The sequence below is a fragment of the Paenibacillus nasutitermitis genome (genome assembly GCF_014641075.1).
Lineage (GTDB): Bacteria > Bacillota > Bacilli > Paenibacillales > Paenibacillaceae > Paenibacillus_Z > Paenibacillus_Z nasutitermitis.
Window position 1 is genome coordinate 1 of sequence record NZ_BMHP01000017.1, and the last position, 18,295, is coordinate 18,295.

Genomic DNA, 18,295 nt, shown 5'->3' on the forward strand with positions numbered 1-18,295 from the left:
TAGGCACGCCGCCAGCGTTCGTCCTGAGCCAGGATCAAACTCTCCATAAAAGAGATCCGAGGATCTCATACCTTACAGATAAGCTAAAAACAGCTCATTCTTTAAAACCTGTTTGACAGGTCGCTCATTGTTCAGTTTTCAAAGAACAAATGCTTCTTCTTGCAGGCTCCATAAGGCTTTGCCTGCTTCGTAAGCTGCCGTGCTACGTTTCAGCGGCGACTTGATTAATATATCACATCCGCCTAGCTGATTGCAAGTACTTTTTTTAAATTGTTGTTTCTCCGTTCCGTTCAACCAAAGGGTTGTCCCGGAGGCGGTAATGAGTAATTTATCATAGATGCATTTAAGAAGTCAATAGGTTTCTCAAAAGTTGAAATTTCAGCTATAAAATCATCCGTTATCAATACTGAAATAAAGAAAAGAACGCCCTCCAACAGGACGTTCCGCGTGTTACTCTTGCTCTAACGCATTCAATCAGACCGTTTCGCAGCAGTACCGAAGTTCTAGCGCATTCATATCTCCGGAAGGAGGCAATACAGCGACCTCACGGATATATCCGCGCTTCACTAATTTTTGAAGCAGCAATGATATATCGATATGTAAATCCTTAAGATGGGGATGAAGCTTTAGTTCCATGACACTCCATGGCTCCTTGCGGCTCAATAATATGGCAAACAACAGCTCACAGCAGGATTTCATTTTATTCATTACCGAAAATTCGCAAGCAAGCAGAACGAGCTTGACTCGCTGCTCGAGTGTCTCCGGGCTGACGGTCAATTCTTCGTATAGTTTATAGATACCCGGATTAAACCGCCGCATCTGTTTCCATACTGTCAGCTCGGGATGAATCCCTTCTTCAATGAGTGAAATATGAGCCCAGTGGTGAAGCGCAGTCAGGACATGTCCGTATGCATCAAGCATGTTATTATCTTTAAGATCCTGTTTGGCCTGAAGATAGGTACGAATGAACTCGGCAAATTCGACAAGCTGCTTCTGTTCCCGCATGGATGACGGGAAATCTAGAAGATTTTCGCGAATTTGAAGCAAATAATTGTCTCGATCCAACAGGATATCCCCCCGAACGAGCCATTGTATAATACTGCGATTCTCTCCGCCGCCTAGCCAATGCTCCAGAATTGCCGGACTGACGGCACGAATCTGAACGCGTTCTCCTTCAAATTGAACATGTGACGTTTCTTCCGACAACGTGGCTTCTTCCCTTACCACAAGCAGTAGAAGGTCAAGTCCATCGATCAGCGGGTTATAAGCAAACGGATTCTCAATTGCCATCAGGCCGATCAAATCCTTATCCTGCTCAAACCAGGTTTTAAAATGATATTTAATAGGCTTCACAACTATCCCCCATATAGCTTCAATCTACTATTTGAGCTATAATGATTTCGCACGTTTATTTCTTGTTCGACAATACCTGTCCGGTTTCCTGCCTGTTTAAGAGAAATCGTACCGAAGTGCGAGAAGGGATTTGAAATATGTTTGCAAAATCAAGTAAAATCAACGAGTTTCGGTTGTGGGGATTAGTACTGACACTTGCAGGAATGGGCCTTATGATTTTGGGTACGGCCGGCATTGTTTTCTGGGGACAAGCCGGTAAAATATTCGCTGGTATTTTCATGGTCATCGGTATGATCACTATGCTGGGCAGCGTGGCCATCTACTTCTGGGCCGGCATGCTGTCCACAAGCGCTGTCATCCTTACTTGCCCCGAATGCGGCAGACAGACCAAAATGCTCGGAAAAACCGACCGCTGCATGTTCTGTAAAACCATGATCACTCTTGATCCCGATAAAGCAACACATATGCCAAGCGAGATTGATGAGACTTCCGAGCAGCCCCAACCGTAAAAAAACACAAACGCCCCGCTTGCAGCAGCTGCAAGCGGGGCGTTTGTGCTCGGGTGCCTCCTTGGCATATAAGGAATTAGGGCATTTTGGTTAAAGACTCATGAATAACATTCCAAATATCTTCAGACTGAAAAGCTCTTTGCCATGTCGCCACACCGGCCAATTTATATTTTTTGGCAAGTGCGACACGGGCTTGAATGGAAAAGGAATCTTCGATCCATATTCGTTTCAAAGCTTCATCTTCCTTATACTCCACATAATGCTGCCCCGCTTCTCCATCCAGTACAGGAGTAAGCTTGCGCTCGGCAATAATTTTTTTTACGGATTCCATCCCGAGCGCCTTGGAAGTTACTTTCACAACCCCCTTTTCATCCTTTGCTTCCGTCCACACTCGCGCGTACAAAGGCATTCCCAGCACCACTTTGCCCGGCGGTACCTGGTCCTCCTCAAGAATACGGGTTACCGACTGCTCTACCCATTTCAGAGAAGCTACAGATCCCGATTTGGGACTTGAGGCCCAATGCTCGTCATAGGCCATCACCATCATATAATCTACGACCTTCCCTAGAGCAGCCCGGTCCAGGAATAGCGACCATAACTCGCTGTTGGATTTGGGTGTGACATCGATGGAAACAACCGCTCCCGCTTCATGCAGCATCGGCGTCAATTCCCGGACAAACTGAACAAGGTTGGCCTTGTCGGCCGTTACCACGTTTTCAAAATCGATATTGATGCCCTGCAGCTTGTACAATTGAACATAGGCCACTAGCTGCTGGACCATTTTAAACCGGGTATCGGTGCTGGCCAGAGCTTTGGTCGTCCGTTCCGGTTCAAATCCATTGCTGAACATTGCCCAGACCTGCATATTTTTCTTATGTGCCCAATTCACGTATGCCGGGTCAGCCTTGCTTCTGATTTGACCATCCCCGTTTAACAACTCAAACCAGGAGGGACTCACGACATTCACGCCTGGCATATCCGGTATTTTTGCGGGGTTAGGCGCTTTCTGATAAACTGCCTCCCATGTGAGATTGATTTTGCTGCCGACAACTTTCCAGGCCACGAAGGGATCCTCAGCTTTTACCTGTTCAATCCTCTCCACATCGGTTAAGGTTACATCCTTCTTGGCAACAAAACCGGCGGTTCCATCCGTGCTTTGTACCCGGTACCAGCCTTTCTCCTCATCCCAGATCCGAACGATATCCTGTGCCTGAAGTTTATGCACAATGGGGGCGCGTATCGTTGGCTCGCTGCGGATCTCCGCATCTTCAGGGGCTATCGCACGCTGAACGGCATCACCTGCGCGTATTACCGTAACAATCCCTGTTTCCTTATTTATCTCCGCATAGACCCCGTACAACTCCTGAAGCGGAACGGACGGGATAAATACCTGTTTGTCTTTCACTTCTGCCGCGACTCTCAGTTCGTAAGGCTGGCTGTTAACCGTCGCCGTTAAAATATTGGTTTGAAGCCGCATGACTTTATCCGTATTGGTCAGTACGATGGACCCTGTTTTTTCTTCATAATGGACTGCTTCTTTCAGACCCAGCTTGTCCTGTATGAACGGCAGAGGCAATTTGATGGACTCTCCTTCAGCAACAGCACCCGTTCCCATGGCTTTTCCTTTGTATAGGATCGGATTCGGCGAACCGTAATCCGGCTTGATTTCTTCCCCATTCGGTACAAACCGCTGCCATCCATACCACATGCCAATTCCCATTGCCAGTATTCCACTAAACAGCACAAGCCATTTCAGCGGGCCGCCTTCACGCCGCTTTCGAGGCCGGATTTGAACCGTTTCCACGTTTGATGCCCTCCTGCCGGGATTTTAAAAACCTTTCTCCTGAAATATCATTGTTGCCTTCATCTAAAATGACCTTCTGTAAACAAAAACGTGCAGTGAGGCGATTTCACTCTACCCCTGCACGTTTATCTAACAATTAATAATTGAACGGCTGTCATGGCCGCGCGTAGTGAAATCGTAATCAGCTTCATTAGTTTGCAGGCTTGCTGCATTCGGAACATTGCCCGTAGATTTCCATGCGATGGCCTTCCACCCGAAATCCAGTTTCTTGAGAAGCAACGGTCTCCACCTGTGTTAAAGGTGGATAGTCGAAATCCACGATTTTACCGCAGCTGCGGCAAATAGCGTGATAATGCTCGGATAAATCGGCGTCAAACCGGCTTGAGTCGTCACCGTAAGTCAGCTCCCTTACGAGCCCGGCATCAACAAACAATCGTAAATTATTGTATATTGTCGCTACACTCATACTTGGATAAGCGGGTGAGAGTGATTTGTAAATCTCATCTGCTGTAGGATGTGTAATGGAAGCCATCAGAAAACTCAAGATCGCATGACGCTGGGGAGTCATACGTACGCCGGTGCTTTTTAACTGCTCAAGTGCTTGCTCTACGGTCGTGCCCATGCCCTTCACGTCCTTTCTGCTTCGTTAGAACCATTGTACGTGCTTGCTTTTCATTTTGTCAATGAACGGAGGATCAATTTATGGCGTGTAGTGATTTATTTGTATGCTGCTGTTTGCATCAATATTAATTCGATACGTCGCATCGCCAATATCGCCGGTGACCGTTTTTTCCTTGGCATCCAGCGGAAGATCAGTCGAGACATTCCCGAACGTAACCGATCCGTTTACGGAATAATTGCCATCTGCAGGAATAAAAACATTAATAATACCAATGGAACTATCGATATTCCAATTCCCCCCAACGATTGCGCTGTGAATCACAATATCCCCATTGAGTGTATCTGCTTTGACAGCAGCTTCCGCTTCACGAATGCTGATCCCGCCATTCTTGGTTCCAGCATCAACATACCCGGTTATGTGGCTGAGATCGATGTTGCCGCTAAGCGTCGTACTCTCTACGTCACCATGAATCCGCTCTGCTTTGACTGGACCGTTGTACGTTTGCAGCTGAAGGAAGCCGTAGCTGTCCGTAACGTTGATCCCGCCATTTCTCGTCTCCGCCTTGACCGGGCCGGTCATATCGTCAATTACAATTTCCCCGATCGTCAGCTTGACCTGCAGTCCTCCCGGAAGCACCAGGCCGGTTACATCTACGGAACCATTGCCAACCTGAATATTGACTTCTGTCTTGGCTGCCTCTTTTTTTTCGCTATCGTCTGTATCCGCGTTCTGTTCTCCATCAGAGTTGCCGTCCGACTGCTGATCACCAGAGGAAAGCGGCGTCTCATCCACAGCCTCCTGGCCGACTCCGGTTTCAGAGGCTGCGGTATCATCACCTTCGCCGATTTCCGAGCCGCTGGGATCGTTATCCGATGGTTTCATCATATTCTCTATCTTAGACGAGTCATCCAGCCCTGAGGTTTCAGTTATTTCTTCAGAGGATGGTTCCACAGTCTGGATGGGCAACTGCCCGATATGGGATTCCTCTGGAATCGTGATCGTCATATTCATCCTTGGCGCCAACGTTCCATTATTGCCAAAGGCCTGGCCCTTTGCTTCTATTTTCAGCTTGCTTTCTCCGCTGATCTCAATCTTTGAGTTCTGTGCCACTTGTTCGGCGAGCTGCTTGTCTTCCAAGTCGACCCAAACTACTGTTTCCACGATCAATTCCCTAACATTGCCTTTCTTGAGTGAAACCTTGCCGTTCGGGTTTTGAATGGAGATTGCGGATGTATCTTCATCAATGGGCATCGTGAGGATTTCTTTCTCGTATTTAAAGCCTTTTTCTTCACCATAACCGTTTAAGCCAGAAATATTAACTTTGAAATTGTCCAGCCAGCTGAATGGCATTGCGGAATAATGCGTGATGCCGAATGCTGTAACCGCGATGACAAGAGCCAGAAAGGTGCCACCGATATCAAAGGATAGCCGCTTGCCGCCTGCTCGCTGGATCAGACTGAAGAGAACAACTTCCATACCCAATAACACAAAAACAACCGGCCACCATTGCCCCAGAAGCTCAATATCTTTTCTCCCGAGAAACTGGTCAGACAAGAGCATGGCTCCTACAGCGATTATCACAATAGCTGCGGTAAACCGCCCCATTTTCAACCGCTCATTTCTTTTGAATGCCAACACGGCAGCAAGTACAAACAGGCCGATGCCAGGAGCGAATGTGCCGACTGCGTCCACCCACGGGATAAGCATGGATGGAGCACGTACCAGAGCGAGCAGAAGAAGTCCCATCGTAATAATGGCAACTCCCTGGAACCATGCCAACGCCCCTGCCTGCTGCTGTGTCTCCAGCTGTCCTTCCTCGATGCTTTGAAGCTTGACGGATTGCTGGAGGGTATCGAATACACTGAAGAACCAGAAAATCGGGAGCGCCATTCCCAGATAGACCAGCAGCAGCGCAAATTTGCCGCCACTTTCATCGGCAAAACGTATCATGGCCACTATATCCGTCAATGTGCCCGTCAAAAGCAGCAGTCCCCTCAAATGCAGACCCAGCGCTAAATGACCCGCTCCCGGAATCAGAAAGGCGAATAGCGGCGCCAATTTGCGATAAGGATTCTTCTCTGTTTGCATCTGGCCCCGCTCCTTTCTGTGATTTTTCTACACTGTCTCATACCTTCCGCTTGCGTTTATTCCAGGAGTTAGTTGTGTTCTTTTCCCCGTTACTATCATTTGTCTATTTAATAACCTGTTTTCCGTTTGTTTAATAACCTATATTGTAGCATATTCCATTCGGGATGTCGGATAACAATGATTCCATGGAAAACAAAAACAGCATATTTCCACATGAACACAGGGGAATAATCAAACGTACAGAGGGAAGCGGGCTGCATATTTTTGCTGTATTGGATCAAAAAAGACAGGCCCCGGGGTTCTGCTTGAACCTTAGGACCTGCCTTTGCTTACCTTATGGAATTATTGATTTAACCGCTCCTGCAGCAGCTTGTTGACCAGTGCCGGATTGGCTTTGCCTTTGGTTTCTTTCATCACCTGACCGACGAGGAAACCGATCGCTTTATCTTTGCCTGCCTTGAAATCCTCGACAGATTGCGGATTCGCGTCGACGATCCGGCCTACCACTTCGGCAATGGCACCTTCGTCGCTAATTTGAACAAGCCCTTGCTCTTCCACGATTTGCTGCGGGCGTTTGCCGCTCTCCAGCATGGACTTGAAGACGGTTTTGGCGATTTTGCTGCTGATCGTCCCTTTCTCCATCAGGCCGATCATTTCCCCCAGTCCCTGGCCGGTGATCTTCACACCCGCAAGCTCCAGGCCGTTGGCATTCAGATAGCCCAGCAGATCTCCCATAATCCAGTTGGCGACCGCTTTGGCATCCTTTGTGTAGGACAAACTTTCCTCAAAGAAATCTGCCAGCTTCTTGGAGGAGGTAATCACCTCGGCATCATAGGAGGGAAGACCGTAATCCGCTGTGTAGCGGGCCTTGCGCGCATCCGGAAGCTCCGGAATCGAAGCGCGCACACGTTCTTTCCATTCATCATCGATGTGAATCTGGACCAGGTCCGGGTCCGGAAAATACCTGTAATCATGCGCTTCTTCTTTGCTGCGCATGGTAAACGTTTTTCCCTGGGCCTCATCCCAGCGGCGCGTCTCCTGAACAACAATCCCGCCATTATCCAGCACATCCGCTTGACGCATTTGCTCGTATTCGAGGCCGCGTTGAACGCCGCGGAACGAGTTCATATTCTTGAGCTCCGCACGGGTGCCGAATTCCTTCTGATCGTATGGACGGATACTGATGTTCGCATCGCAGCGCAGCGAGCCTTCCTCCATTTTCACATCGGACACATCGCAATAAAGCATGATGGCCTTCAGTTTTTCCAAATAAGCTTTGGCTTCCTCGGGCGTGCGGATATCCGGCTCGGATACGATCTCCACAAGTGGTGTCCCGACCCGATTAAAGTCGACAAGCGAAGCAAAACCGCCATCCACATGAGTCAGTTTACCGGCGTCCTCTTCTAAATGAAGACGGGTAATGCCGATACGTTTGGTTGTGCCGTTCACTTCAATATCAATCCATCCATGCTCACCGACCGGCTTGTCAAATTGGGAAATCTGATAAGCTTTGGGCGAATCCGGATAGAAATAGTTTTTACGGTCAAACTTGCTGATGTCGGCAATCTGGCAGTTAAGCGCCATCGCCGCTTTCATCGCGTACTCCAATGCCTGGTGGTTGAGCACCGGCAGTACACCGGGATGTCCGAGACAAATCGGACAGGTATGGGTGTTCGGCGGGGCGCCGAATGACGTGGAGCAGCCGCAGAAGATTTTACTCTTCGTATGCAGCTCTACATGCACTTCTAGCCCAACTACCGTTTCATACTTGTTTGGTTCGTACATTCCTTAGCCCCTCCTGCTTCTCCTGTTACTTGCGCTGCTCTATAGCGGCGGACGCTGCTTGTGATGATCCGTATGCTGCTCGTAGGCATGCGCTGCACGGAGCACCGTGCTTTCATCGAACGCTTTGCCTATAATCTGCAATCCGATCGGCAGCCCGCCTGAGAAGCCGCATGGCACGCTGATAGCCGGAATGCCTGCCAGACTGACCGGGATCGTACATATATCGTTCAAATACATCGTCAGCGGATCGCCGACTTGCTCTCCGATGCGGAAGGCCGGGGTCGGAGCCGTTGGTCCGATAATCAAATCATAGCTTTCGAACACGTTGTCAAAATCCTGCTTGATCAGCGTGCGTACCTTCTGCGCCTTCAAATAATAGGCATCGTAATAACCCGAGCTGAGCGCGTAGGTTCCCAGCATAATACGACGCTTCACTTCCGGACCGAAGCCCTGACTGCGCGATTTGCGGTATAACTCCAGCAAATTGTCCGGATTGTCGGCGCGCACGCCATACCGGACGCCGTCAAAACGGGCCAGGTTGGATGAAGCTTCCGAGGAAGCCAACAGGTAATAGGTAGCCACCGCGTACTCTGTATGCGGAAGGGAAACTTCCTCCCAGGTTGCCCCGAGATCCTCAAACTGCTTAAGGGCTGCGAGTACCGCTTCCCTCACCTGCGGATCGATGCCTGCGCCCAGGTATTCCTTGGGAACCCCGATACGCAGGCCTTTAACATCACCGCTCAGCTGCCCGATATAATCAGGCACTTCCACTTTGGCCGAAGTGGAATCGGAAGCATCGTAGCCGGCAATTGCCTGCAGCACATATGCCGAGTCCTCCACGTTTTTCGTCAGCGGTCCGATCTGATCCAGCGAAGAAGCGAAAGCCACCAGGCCAAAACGCGACACCAGCCCGTACGTCGGCTTGAGACCGACTATTCCGCAGTACGCGGCCGGCTGTCGGATAGAGCCGCCAGTGTCGGAGCCCAGTGAGAAATAAACCTGCCCCGCCGCCACCGATGCCGCAGAGCCTCCGCTTGATCCGCCCGGGACATGGTCCAAGCTCCACGGATTGCGCGTCGGATAAAAGCTCGAATTCTCGTTTGAGCCTCCCATGGCGAATTCATCCATGTTCAATTTGCCGATGGTAACCGATTGCGCGGCTTTGAGCTTCTTCACAACGGTCGCGTCGTAAATAGGATCGTAATTGCTTAGGAATTGACTGGCGCAGGTCGTGCGCAGCCCTTCGGTGACAATATTGTCTTTAATCCCTGCAGGCAGTCCGAACAGCAGACCGCGCTCTCCGCCTTCTTGAAGCTGCTTGTCCAGCTCATTTGCAGCCTTCTGCGCCTCTTCTTCGTTTAGCGTCAGAAAGGCCTGTATGGAAGCATCCGTCTGTCCGATCCGCTGGAAGGACGCATCCACCAATTCACGGACAGAAAGCTCTTTACCGGTTAATTGATTATGTATTTCCTGTAGACGTTGATCAAAAAGTGCCAACAGTCTTTCCTCCCTTCTTCATTCGCCGCATCTGTTGCTGCCTTGTATGCGGCGCTTAGGTCATTTTATTCAAGCACAGCCGGAACCTTGAATTGGCCGTCTTCCTCTTCGGGCGCATTTCTCATTGCCGTTTCCACACTTACGGATGGTTTCACTATATCTTCTCTCATCACATTCCGTACAGGAAGCACATGCGTAGTCGGCTCAACATCATCCGTATTTAGCTCCGTCAGCTTATCCGCATATTTCAATATCGCATTCATCTGCTCGGTGAGCTGTGTCTTCTCTTGCGCGGACAACTCCAGCCGGGCCAGATTGGCGACATGCTCGACGTCTTTTAAGGTTATGCTCACGGGGTGTCCCTCCTTCATATCATCCTACTGCTCACATTCTTTCTATTATAGCTTATGGTACATCCCAAACTCAATGAATTTACGAATGCCTCTCCAGGATCCAATATGAAGAAAAGCTTCATTTTGCGCTAAGGTTGCTTTTACATTGTTTTCATTTCCAATTAAGGTTGTTTACCCATACTTGATTTTGTAGCCGGTTCGCGGACAGGGTTACACTCCAAAAAAATCTGTCAGGAGGAAACAACATGAAAAAAGTGATGAAAGCAGTTGGAATAACGGCGGCCCTTGCGGTAATGATTCCGCTCAGCGCCTATGCCGCAACCTCTACCTCGGGAACCACATCAACTGTTAATAGCTCAGAAGCAATATCTCAATCTAGGCCAGCAGGCGATGATTTCGGCAGAGGTCCCGGACATGGATTCAAGGGCGGCGCGCTTGATCAGACCGTACTTGATCTGCTGAAGCTGGATGAGACTACGCTGCAAACGAAAATAAAGGAAGGCAAGACGTTAATTGAAGTGGCGGAAGAGCAGGGGGTAACACGCGAAGCGCTGAAGACGGCGCTTACGGATTCGTTCACGAAAAAGCAGGATGAACAGAAGCAGAAATTCACCGAAAACCTGGACAAGGTGATTGACGGCAAGCTTTCGGATCAAATAGGCGGCCGCGGACATCATGGGGGCAAATTCGGAGGGAAACAGGATCTCAGCGCCATCGCAACCGCGCTTGGCGTAACGGCAGACGAGCTTCGGGAATCTGTAAAAGGCGGTAAATCGATCGCGGATTTGGCTGCTGAGAAAAAAGTGGATGCGCAAACCTTGATAGATGCGCAAAAAACTGCGATTATTGCGCAAGTCAATAAAGAGCTCGCAGCCGGCAATCTCACGCAGGAGCAGGCTGACAAACAAATTGCCAGTGCAGCCGCAAGGGCGGAGGATATCGTTAACGGCACAGGATTCGGCAGAGGTGAAAGAGGCTCACGGCAAGATGACGATACAGCCGAAGATAATAATGCAAGTACAACAGGCTAATCCTTTAACCGTTACCATCTCAGACACAATACATCTGCAACAGCTATAAATTCCGAAAAGCTGCAGAAAGAGCCTCCTTCAGCGGAGGCTCTTTCTGTTCCTTAAATCCAAGCCTTCAAGTTGACCTGACGGATAAAATCATCGGGGCTCTGCGTCTCACTGGCGCCCGCTTCTTCTTCCACCTCGGCTTCCTCGCCATTCATGAGCCGGCGAAACAAGCTTTCATTATGGGTGGCCAGTGCAAAATCAATCAGCGATTCACGTTCAACACGTTCAGCCTCCAGTTGATAGAGCACCTCTTCCAGCTCAATGTCGGCTGCTGGCACAAAAAAATTACGGTTTGCCTTGGGCACCCGGATAATATAATCAAACGCATTATCCACATTCCGGTCATAGGCAATTATATATCCATACTCCCCGACAGGGAGGTTTTGTTCAAACAAGTCTGAAACAATGACAATTTTTACCCCTAGCTTGTGCATCTGCTCCACCTCAATCTCTAGTAGCCTTCAATTACTTTCTATCCTACTAAAAAATACAAGAGAAGTCCAATAGAGACCATACCCAGGGAATGGGATGGAAATTTATGATTGCCTGTTCAGCGCGATTGTTTTGCGGTATGTCTCCGGACTGCTTCCAACTGCTGTCTTGAACAATCGGCTGAAATGCGCCAAATGGGTGAAGCCCACAGCATGGCAGACCTCCGAGACCGAACGGTCAGGCTCAAGCCGAAACAGAATTTTGGCCTGATTAATGCGACGGTTATACAAATACCGGAATACGGTCGTCCCCGTTACTTCCTTGAACAAATTGGACAGATAGGGTTTGGTCAGGTGCAGGGCGCCCGCAATATCATCAAGCGTCAAATCGTTCATGTAGCAATTTTCCAAATACGAAATGACACTCTGTACATGATGCTCTTTGTGCGACCGGTGTCCATAGTCCCTGACCGGTTGGCTGCACCAGCCGCGAATCATATGAAGCAGCTCCAGAAAACGCATGACGAACCGGTCATAGGCTGTGAGGTCACGCTGATCGCCTTTGATTTCATACAGATTATGCATATCGGCGTATAAGCGCTCCACTTCCTTCTGCTGCTGCTCTGTGAGAGAGAGCCGAATATTGCCAAGCTCCTCAAACGGCTTTAGCAGCACCGAGGCGAGCTCAGGCTGCAGCAGCTTGTTCACATACGCCGGATCAAAATGGAGTATGGAACGAATATACGGTTTGCCTTGCACAGGATTTGGCCGATGCAGCGTCATTCCATGCATCAGGATCAAATCCCCTGGCGCAAGCTTCATGATTTTATCGCCGATCAGGTAATGGCATTCGCCTTCCAGAAAATAATAAATTTCATAATAGCTATGGGAATGAAACTGCACATCCGGAATCGACAGGTCTACCCGATAGCCAAAATCAATCGGCAAAAGCCAGGGCGTTAAGGAAAGTGTCAGCGCAAAATCCCCCCTTCATTTAGGACGCCGGTCTAGAAGCATCTTATAGAAGGATTGTATCATGCCTGCTACTCTACGCGCACAGCCATATTTTGCGCGGTGATGCAAAGCTCGGCCGCTTTGAACGCATGCTCCTGGGTCATGGCCGTTTCCGTCCGGTTTATGCAATCAAGAATAAGCTCGCCGAAGAACGGAAATCCAACCTGCCCTGCCACGGCAAAATGTTGTTCGCCTTCCCCGTTGACCAGATAAACATGATCGCCCTGCTTATCGCGAGCGATGTCCGTATATTTGCGAAGCTCAATGAAGCCGTTTGTTCCAAGGATAATCGTTCTTCCATCTCCCCATGTGCCCAGACCGTCCGGCGTAAACCAGTCCACGCGGAAATAATTGGTGGCTCCATTATCACCAATCAGGGTAGCATCGCCGAAGTCCTCCAGCTCCGGAACATCGGAGTTGCCATAATTGGCGACCTTGCTGTGGACGACCTGCGCATTCTTGCAGCCCGCGAAAAAGAGAAACTGCTCAATCTGATGACTGCCGATATCACAAAGGATTCCGCCATATTGCTGCTTGCGGAAAAACCAATCCGGCCGGCTTGCCTTGTTCAGCCTGTGCGGGCCGGTTCCCATTACCTGCAGGACGCGGCCAATCGCGCCCTCCTTGATAAGCTTGCCGGCGTATACGGCGCTTTCAACATGCAGCCGCTCGCTGTAATAGACCATATACTTGCGCCCGGTTTCCGCTGCTTTGGCTCTGGCCGCCGCCAGCTGCTCCAGGGTGGTAAACGGCGTTTTATCTGTAAAATAGTCTTTGCCATGATCCATCACCCGCATCCCGAGCGACGCACGATCGCACGGAATAGCTGCCGCCGCAACCAGTCTTACTTGCGGATCCTCCAATATCGTTTCCGGCGAAGGAGCGGCTTGCGCCTGCGGATAAGTCTTTAGGAACTGCTCCACTTTGGCCGGGTCCGGATCATAGACCCACTTCAGCGTAGCACCTGCTTCAAGCAGACCGTTGGTCTGGCCGTAAATATGCCCATGATCCAGTGCCATGGCGGCAAACACAAACTCTCCCGGCTTGCAGACCGGTTCAGGCTTCGAGCCCGATACCGGGGCGTAATTCATTCCATCGCTGCGATTAGCGGAAATCATTGCGGTTCACTCCTATTCTTCGTTGGCCAGGCCGCTGAGGGCCCGGTAGCTGATAGCCAAACTTTCAAAAGGATCTCCCGGACAGGAATCCTGTTCCACGACATACCATTCAACGCCGGTATCCCTGCAGGCCTGAATGATTGACTGCCAGTCCATATTCCCTTCGCCGATCTCGGCAAATACCTGGGTGTCCTTGACGATCGCCATATCTTTCAAATGAATAACCTTCATCCGCTGCCCGACCTTGCGGATCCATGCCACAGGGTCAGCGCCCCCGGCTTGAACCCAATACGTGTCAAGCTCAAAACCGACATATGCCGCTTGCGATTCATCCAGCAGCCATTCCAGTCCGGCCTTGCCTTCAAATTTCTCAAATTCAAACTTGTGATTATGATAGATCATACCCAGTCCGGCAGCGGAGAGCTTCGTTCCGATTTCAGTCAGAATCCGGGCCATTTCCTTGTAACCCGGCAAACCTGCCCTGAACTCCTGGGGCATTCCTCCAAGTCCCACATAACGGCAGTTCCACGCCTGATGCTCCTTGATAACAGCATCCAGATCATTCCTCAGCCGGTCAAACGATACATGAGTCGCACAAATCGCCAGACCATGACGCTGGCAAATCTCCAGGACCACATCCGGGTCGATTGGGCCGATACCGGATACCTGCACGGCCTGGTAACCGATCGCTTTGACCTTTTTCAGTGAAGCGTCCAGCTCTTCGGCGGTTTTCGTAAAGTCGCGAAGCGTATATAATTGAGCGGCTATCTGGCTTTTTTTCATATCCGGAAACACTCCTCAGCCTTATTTTTGTTTGGCGGGTAAAACGCAAATACAGGTAAATGAGTCCTTGCATGATTAGCAAGTTAGAATGTGCCGCTAAGGTCGGCGGCCTGGCTATTTCCCGCTGGTGCCGTTTTTTGAAAAGTCGATTCTGCGATACGCTTGTTCAGCTCGGCTTCATGCAGATTCTCATCAAAAGGAAGATCGACCCAGCCGTCCAGCCAGGTGGACAGATGCATCGCATTGGAGATCGTCAGCCCGTCAATGCCTTCTTCTCCAGGGGCAACCAGCTCTGCTCCGCGCAGCACGGCATCCGTGAAGTTTTGGATAATGCCGGTATGCTCCGGGCTAGATCCTTGATCAGGCACCTCGAATTTCCAGCACTCCGGCTTTCCGAAGGCACTGGTATTGCGCTTGTTAAACTCGGTTTCCGATTCGCGCAGCCGCCAGAAGGTCATCTGTCCGTCTTCGATGACGATTTTTCCGCGGTCGCCTGATACTTCCAGCCGATTGGTGCCCGGGGCCTCCGACGTTGCCGTAATAAAGACGCCTGTTGCGCCATTGGCATATTCGGCATATGCCGTCACGTCATTTTCGACCTCGATATTGCGGTGCTTGCCCATCTGGCAAAATGCGCGAATCCGCGAGGGCATCATGCCGATCGTCCACTGCCACAGGTCCAGCTGATGGGGACATTGATTAATAAGCACACCGCCGCCTTCACCGCCCCAGGTAGCGCGCCAGGTTCCGGAATCGTAATAGGCCTGTGGACGATACCAATTCGTGATGATCCAGTTCGTCCTGCGTATTTCGCCCAGCTCGCCGGAGCGGACCAATTCGCGCAGCTTCTGATAAAGTGGATTCATCCGCTGATTGTAGACAATGCCAAATTTTTTGCCGCTTAGTGCAGCAGCTTCATTCATTTCGCGTACTTGCTTGACATAGACGCCGGCAGGCTTCTCAATCAGCACATGCATGCCCTTACCGAAAGCTCTGATCGCTTCCGAAGGATGATCATAATGAGGGGTAGCCACAATGACAGCATCCACGAGGCCGGAATCAATCATGGCCATAGAATCCTCGAATACAGCTACACCCTGCAAATGCTCCTTGGCCCACTCGCGTTTGGACTCGAATCCGTCGCATACGGCAGTCACCACAGCCCCTTTAATCTCACCAGCCTGCAGTGATTTGGCATGTGCGGATCCCATGTTCCCGATTCCAATAATTCCGTAACGAACATTGCTCATTCTATTTCCTCCATCCATTGATTCATTTGCTGCGCATATTTGGCAAGCATGGTCACGGTATTGTAAGTACCGCTGAAATCCTCAAGCCCTAACCAGCCATCGTATTTAACAGCCTTCAGATCCGTAAGCACCTGCTTCCAGGGGATAACCCCGCTGGCAATAGGCCTCCAGCTGCAGGTCCAGTCTATTGGCTGGAGTGAGTCTCCTTCTACTGTCCCCTGCACGGCAGCTGCCGCCGAATTCGGATGATCTCCGCCGGCAGGCAGCCAGCCCGCATTCTTCACATGCACATGGGCAAGGTAAGGACCAAGCAGCTCAAGCCCCAACCGAAAATTCTCGTATCCTTCGTGAACCATATTTCCCGGATCATAAATCACTCCGATATGATCGGGGTTAAAACCGCTTACAAGCCTGTGCGCCAGCGATGCGCTCGGCGCGATCGTATAATGATGTGTTTCTACAAGAGCCTTCAGGTTATGCTCCTTCGCTAACACTTCAACTTCCTGCAAATAGACGACGGCTTGATCATACAGCTCGTTATAGCTGCGTGTCCGGTTATAAGCGGGAACGCCCACCCGAACCATTGACGCATCCATCCGGTTCGCGAGCTTGAAGATCCGCTCGGTGGTTTCCAGATCGCCGCACTGAATATAGGGGGCGAGGGCAAGCGTCTTGCGTCCATAATTGTCCACGGCTTGCTTGAAACGGCCGATCTCCTCTTCCGAAGCAAGCGGAGAGAGGGTGGAGTGATTATTGCCCCAGAACGATGGCGCCTCAAGACGTGTTTCTGCTGAAATTTCCTTGCAGCGCCATTCGATCCCTTCAATCCCAGCAGCTGCCGCTTCCCTGCAAAGTTCCTCAGGCGTCACATCTGCAGTGGCAACCGTAAATACCGATAACTTGATCACCAGCTATCTACAACCCTTCTGTATTCATTGACTGTGATTATGGGACATACTTCCGATACAAACGTCGCTTACGTCCCCTCTCCAACCGTTGGCGCAAGTCATGAAGATCATCCGCTCCTGGAGGGGTAAATAAGCGGAACAGCCGGACAGCAGAACAAGTAAAGGTTTTCATTTTATTGCAGCCTGCAAGATCAACCCCATTGTAGCACATCAAAAGCGGCCCGACGGTTCCGTCCCAAACTACATTAACCAGAGTCAAATGATTATAGAAAGTCAGATACCTCAGTTAACTCCCGCGCAGCGATCCGCATCCTAACGGACATCCAAAAAAAGTCTTAAAGGCCGATGGCCTTCAAGACTTCATTCTTCTTCCCTGTTTTATGTCAGAACAATCAAGCCCTCAGGCGATTTGGTAAGCTGGCGCGGGCCCTTGTCCGTGATTAAATAACTATTCTCGATGCCCACCACGCCGCGTCCGGGAAAGGTGAATTTCGGCTCTACAGCAAGCACCATGCCTGTTTCAAGCGGAGCGGTAAATCCGCGGGCCAGAACCGGCCATTCATCCACTTCCAGTCCAATCCCATGTCCGAGGAAGCGCACCTGATCAGCGCCATAGCCCATAAAATGAGCCGACAATCCGAAATCCGCCGCCTGTTTCAACGCGCGGTCATAGAGGACTTCACAGCTTGTGCCAGGCTGCAGCATTTCTTCGGCTTCCCGGATCAGGGATTCCGAATGAAAATACGCAGCAGCCATGTCATCCGGTAATGAACCGATGACAGCCGTGCGTGTCTGATCGATAATATAACCGTCGATGCAGCAGCCGACATCAATTAAAATCGGCTCATTGCGTTCGATGGCCCGGCGGCTGACGCTTTGCGGTGCGGCGGGTCCCAGACCGCGTCCGCCGGCCGGCCCATCGAATGCGCTCGGTTCAGCAGCCGCTTCTCCGGAGCCCAGCATCCCGGTCATGACCTCCATATTGTAGCTCCTTGTCCTCATCATGCCCATATGTCCCCTGATGCGAATTTCATATTCGATCCGGGCTATCAGCTCAAGCTCGCTCATCCCTTCCCGCAGCATGCCTACTGTAGCATGAAGCGACTCTGCAACCGCATCCGCAGCCGCTTCAATCCGGCTGATCTCCCAAGCCGATTTGATCATGCGGATCTGCCGGATCAGCGAAGAACCGTCCACCAGCGAGACATGTCCGGCTGCCGCTTCCAGTTGAGCCGCCAGCCTGGCAAAAGTTTGCGCAGGCAGCACGTCCATTTCCGTAGCGATCTTCACAGGAGCGGCCGTACCAAATATAGAGGAATAACGCTCACGCAGAGCTGTACCAAATACACGCATAGAAGGCATGGGCTCAACAGGAATCACGGACTCCTTCCGTGCCCGCTCGATACTTCTTTTGACATAAAATACCGCTGCACCGGCAGCAGGAATAAATGCCATACCAGCCTGCATGGAACCGGTCAAATAATATAAATCCACATGCTGTGTCACTAGAAAACCCGCGATATCCTGTCCTTGCATCCGCTGCTGCAGCTTTATGATCCGTTCATGAAATTCCACGGGCCTTAATATAGCTTCCGCTGTCATCTGATGCCACTCCCCGCTTATTATGGTCTTCCTTCATTATAAGAAGAAATACCGGCAAACGCCAAGTTTCAGATGGTCAGCCCCATAGGCAGGTAAAGA

The 18,295-nt window shown here is 50.5% G+C and carries 16 protein-coding genes; 2 read left to right on the plus strand and 14 right to left on the minus strand.

Features of this window, described 5'->3' with window-relative positions; genetic code table 11:
• Nucleotides 1–474 precede the first annotated feature (474 nt).
• Entirely contained in the window at nt 475–1,353 is an 879-nt protein-coding gene (locus IEY46_RS35065; protein ID WP_189000710.1) for a nucleotidyltransferase-like protein, read from the minus strand.
• 137 nt (nt 1,354–1,490) lie between these two features.
• Between IEY46_RS35065 and IEY46_RS35070 the strand changes: the two genes are divergently transcribed.
• Nucleotides 1,491–1,862, plus strand: a complete 372-nt coding sequence (locus tag IEY46_RS35070; protein WP_189000713.1) for a YgzB family protein — start codon at nt 1,491–1,493, stop codon at nt 1,860–1,862.
• A gap of 76 nt (nt 1,863–1,938) precedes the next feature.
• Here the strand turns inward: IEY46_RS35070 and IEY46_RS35075 are convergent, their stop codons facing one another.
• The 6 genes from IEY46_RS35075 to gatC all read right to left on the minus strand — a co-directional run bounded on the left by IEY46_RS35075 (nt 1,939) and on the right by gatC (nt 10,011).
• Complete coding sequence (locus tag IEY46_RS35075) at nt 1,939–3,666, minus strand: glycosyl hydrolase family 18 protein (RefSeq protein WP_189000715.1); 1,728 nt, start codon at nt 3,664–3,666, stop codon at nt 1,939–1,941.
• 190 nt (nt 3,667–3,856) lie between these two features.
• Complete coding sequence (locus IEY46_RS35080) at nt 3,857–4,288, minus strand: Fur family transcriptional regulator (protein ID WP_189000718.1); 432 nt, start codon at nt 4,286–4,288, stop codon at nt 3,857–3,859.
• A gap of 78 nt (nt 4,289–4,366) precedes the next feature.
• Nucleotides 4,367–6,376: a DUF4097 family beta strand repeat-containing protein gene (locus IEY46_RS35085; protein WP_189000721.1), complete on the minus strand. Its 2,010-nt coding sequence runs from the start codon at nt 6,374–6,376 to the stop codon at nt 4,367–4,369.
• 342 nt (nt 6,377–6,718) lie between these two features.
• On the minus strand, nt 6,719–8,161 hold the full coding sequence (gene gatB / locus IEY46_RS35090; protein ID WP_189000724.1) for an Asp-tRNA(Asn)/Glu-tRNA(Gln) amidotransferase subunit GatB: 1,443 nt from the start codon (nt 8,159–8,161) through the stop codon (nt 6,719–6,721).
• A 39-nt stretch (nt 8,162–8,200) separates the two neighbouring features.
• Nucleotides 8,201–9,658, minus strand: coding sequence for an Asp-tRNA(Asn)/Glu-tRNA(Gln) amidotransferase subunit GatA (gatA, locus tag IEY46_RS35095; protein ID WP_189000727.1), 1,458 nt, complete (start codon nt 9,656–9,658; stop codon nt 8,201–8,203).
• Between the two features lie 65 nt (nt 9,659–9,723).
• Complete coding sequence (gatC, locus tag IEY46_RS35100) at nt 9,724–10,011, minus strand: Asp-tRNA(Asn)/Glu-tRNA(Gln) amidotransferase subunit GatC (protein ID WP_189000730.1); 288 nt, start codon at nt 10,009–10,011, stop codon at nt 9,724–9,726.
• 245 nt (nt 10,012–10,256) lie between these two features.
• Between gatC and IEY46_RS35105 the strand changes: the two genes are divergently transcribed.
• Nucleotides 10,257–11,042: a hypothetical protein gene (locus tag IEY46_RS35105; RefSeq protein WP_189000733.1), complete on the plus strand. Its 786-nt coding sequence runs from the start codon at nt 10,257–10,259 to the stop codon at nt 11,040–11,042.
• 101 nt (nt 11,043–11,143) lie between these two features.
• Here IEY46_RS35105 and IEY46_RS35110 read toward each other — a convergent pair whose 3' ends face one another.
• From IEY46_RS35110 to IEY46_RS35140, 7 genes are all read right to left on the minus strand, one after another.
• Entirely contained in the window at nt 11,144–11,524 is a 381-nt protein-coding gene (locus tag IEY46_RS35110) for an ATPase (RefSeq protein WP_189000736.1), read from the minus strand.
• Nucleotides 11,525–11,626: 102 nt separating this feature from the next.
• Nucleotides 11,627–12,469, minus strand: a complete 843-nt coding sequence (locus IEY46_RS35115; protein ID WP_229750756.1) for an AraC family transcriptional regulator — start codon at nt 12,467–12,469, stop codon at nt 11,627–11,629.
• A gap of 95 nt (nt 12,470–12,564) precedes the next feature.
• Nucleotides 12,565–13,653, minus strand: coding sequence for a Gfo/Idh/MocA family protein (locus IEY46_RS35120; RefSeq protein WP_189000739.1), 1,089 nt, complete (start codon nt 13,651–13,653; stop codon nt 12,565–12,567).
• Nucleotides 13,654–13,665: 12 nt separating this feature from the next.
• A complete protein-coding gene (locus IEY46_RS35125; RefSeq protein WP_189000743.1) occupies nt 13,666–14,436 on the minus strand; it encodes a sugar phosphate isomerase/epimerase family protein in 771 nt (256 codons plus the stop codon).
• An 83-nt stretch (nt 14,437–14,519) separates the two neighbouring features.
• Nucleotides 14,520–15,686: a Gfo/Idh/MocA family protein gene (locus IEY46_RS35130; RefSeq protein ID WP_189000746.1), complete on the minus strand. Its 1,167-nt coding sequence runs from the start codon at nt 15,684–15,686 to the stop codon at nt 14,520–14,522.
• Nucleotides 15,683–16,591 (minus strand): sugar phosphate isomerase/epimerase family protein, encoded by a 909-nt coding sequence (locus IEY46_RS35135; protein WP_189000844.1) that lies wholly within the window; start codon nt 16,589–16,591, stop codon nt 15,683–15,685. The genes IEY46_RS35130 and IEY46_RS35135 overlap by 4 nt, the downstream gene beginning before the upstream one ends.
• 381 nt (nt 16,592–16,972) lie before the next feature.
• Complete coding sequence (locus IEY46_RS35140) at nt 16,973–18,196, minus strand: M24 family metallopeptidase (RefSeq protein WP_189000749.1); 1,224 nt, start codon at nt 18,194–18,196, stop codon at nt 16,973–16,975.
• Between the last annotated feature and the right edge of the window lie 99 nt (nt 18,197–18,295).

Bases quoted from the DNA above. Each gene is read 5' to 3' on its own strand.
- IEY46_RS35070 (WP_189000713.1), top strand. From the start codon at position 1,491: ATGTTTGCAAAATCAAGTAAAATCAACGAGTTTCGGTTGTGGGGATTA.
- IEY46_RS35080 (WP_189000718.1), bottom strand. From the start codon at position 4,288: ATGGGCACGACCGTAGAGCAAGCACTTGAGCAGTTAAAAAGCACCGGC.
- IEY46_RS35085 (WP_189000721.1), bottom strand. From the start codon at position 6,376: ATGCAAACAGAGAAGAATCCTTATCGCAAATTGGCGCCGCTATTCGCC.
- gatB (WP_189000724.1), bottom strand. From the start codon at position 8,161: ATGTACGAACCAAACAAGTATGAAACGGTAGTTGGGCTAGAAGTGCAT.
- IEY46_RS35105 (WP_189000733.1), top strand. From the start codon at position 10,257: ATGAAAAAAGTGATGAAAGCAGTTGGAATAACGGCGGCCCTTGCGGTA.
- IEY46_RS35110 (WP_189000736.1), bottom strand. From the start codon at position 11,524: ATGCACAAGCTAGGGGTAAAAATTGTCATTGTTTCAGACTTGTTTGAA.
- IEY46_RS35120 (WP_189000739.1), bottom strand. From the start codon at position 13,653: ATGATTTCCGCTAATCGCAGCGATGGAATGAATTACGCCCCGGTATCG.
- IEY46_RS35125 (WP_189000743.1), bottom strand. From the start codon at position 14,436: ATGAAAAAAAGCCAGATAGCCGCTCAATTATATACGCTTCGCGACTTT.
- IEY46_RS35130 (WP_189000746.1), bottom strand. From the start codon at position 15,686: ATGAGCAATGTTCGTTACGGAATTATTGGAATCGGGAACATGGGATCC.
- IEY46_RS35140 (WP_189000749.1), bottom strand. From the start codon at position 18,196: ATGACAGCGGAAGCTATATTAAGGCCCGTGGAATTTCATGAACGGATC.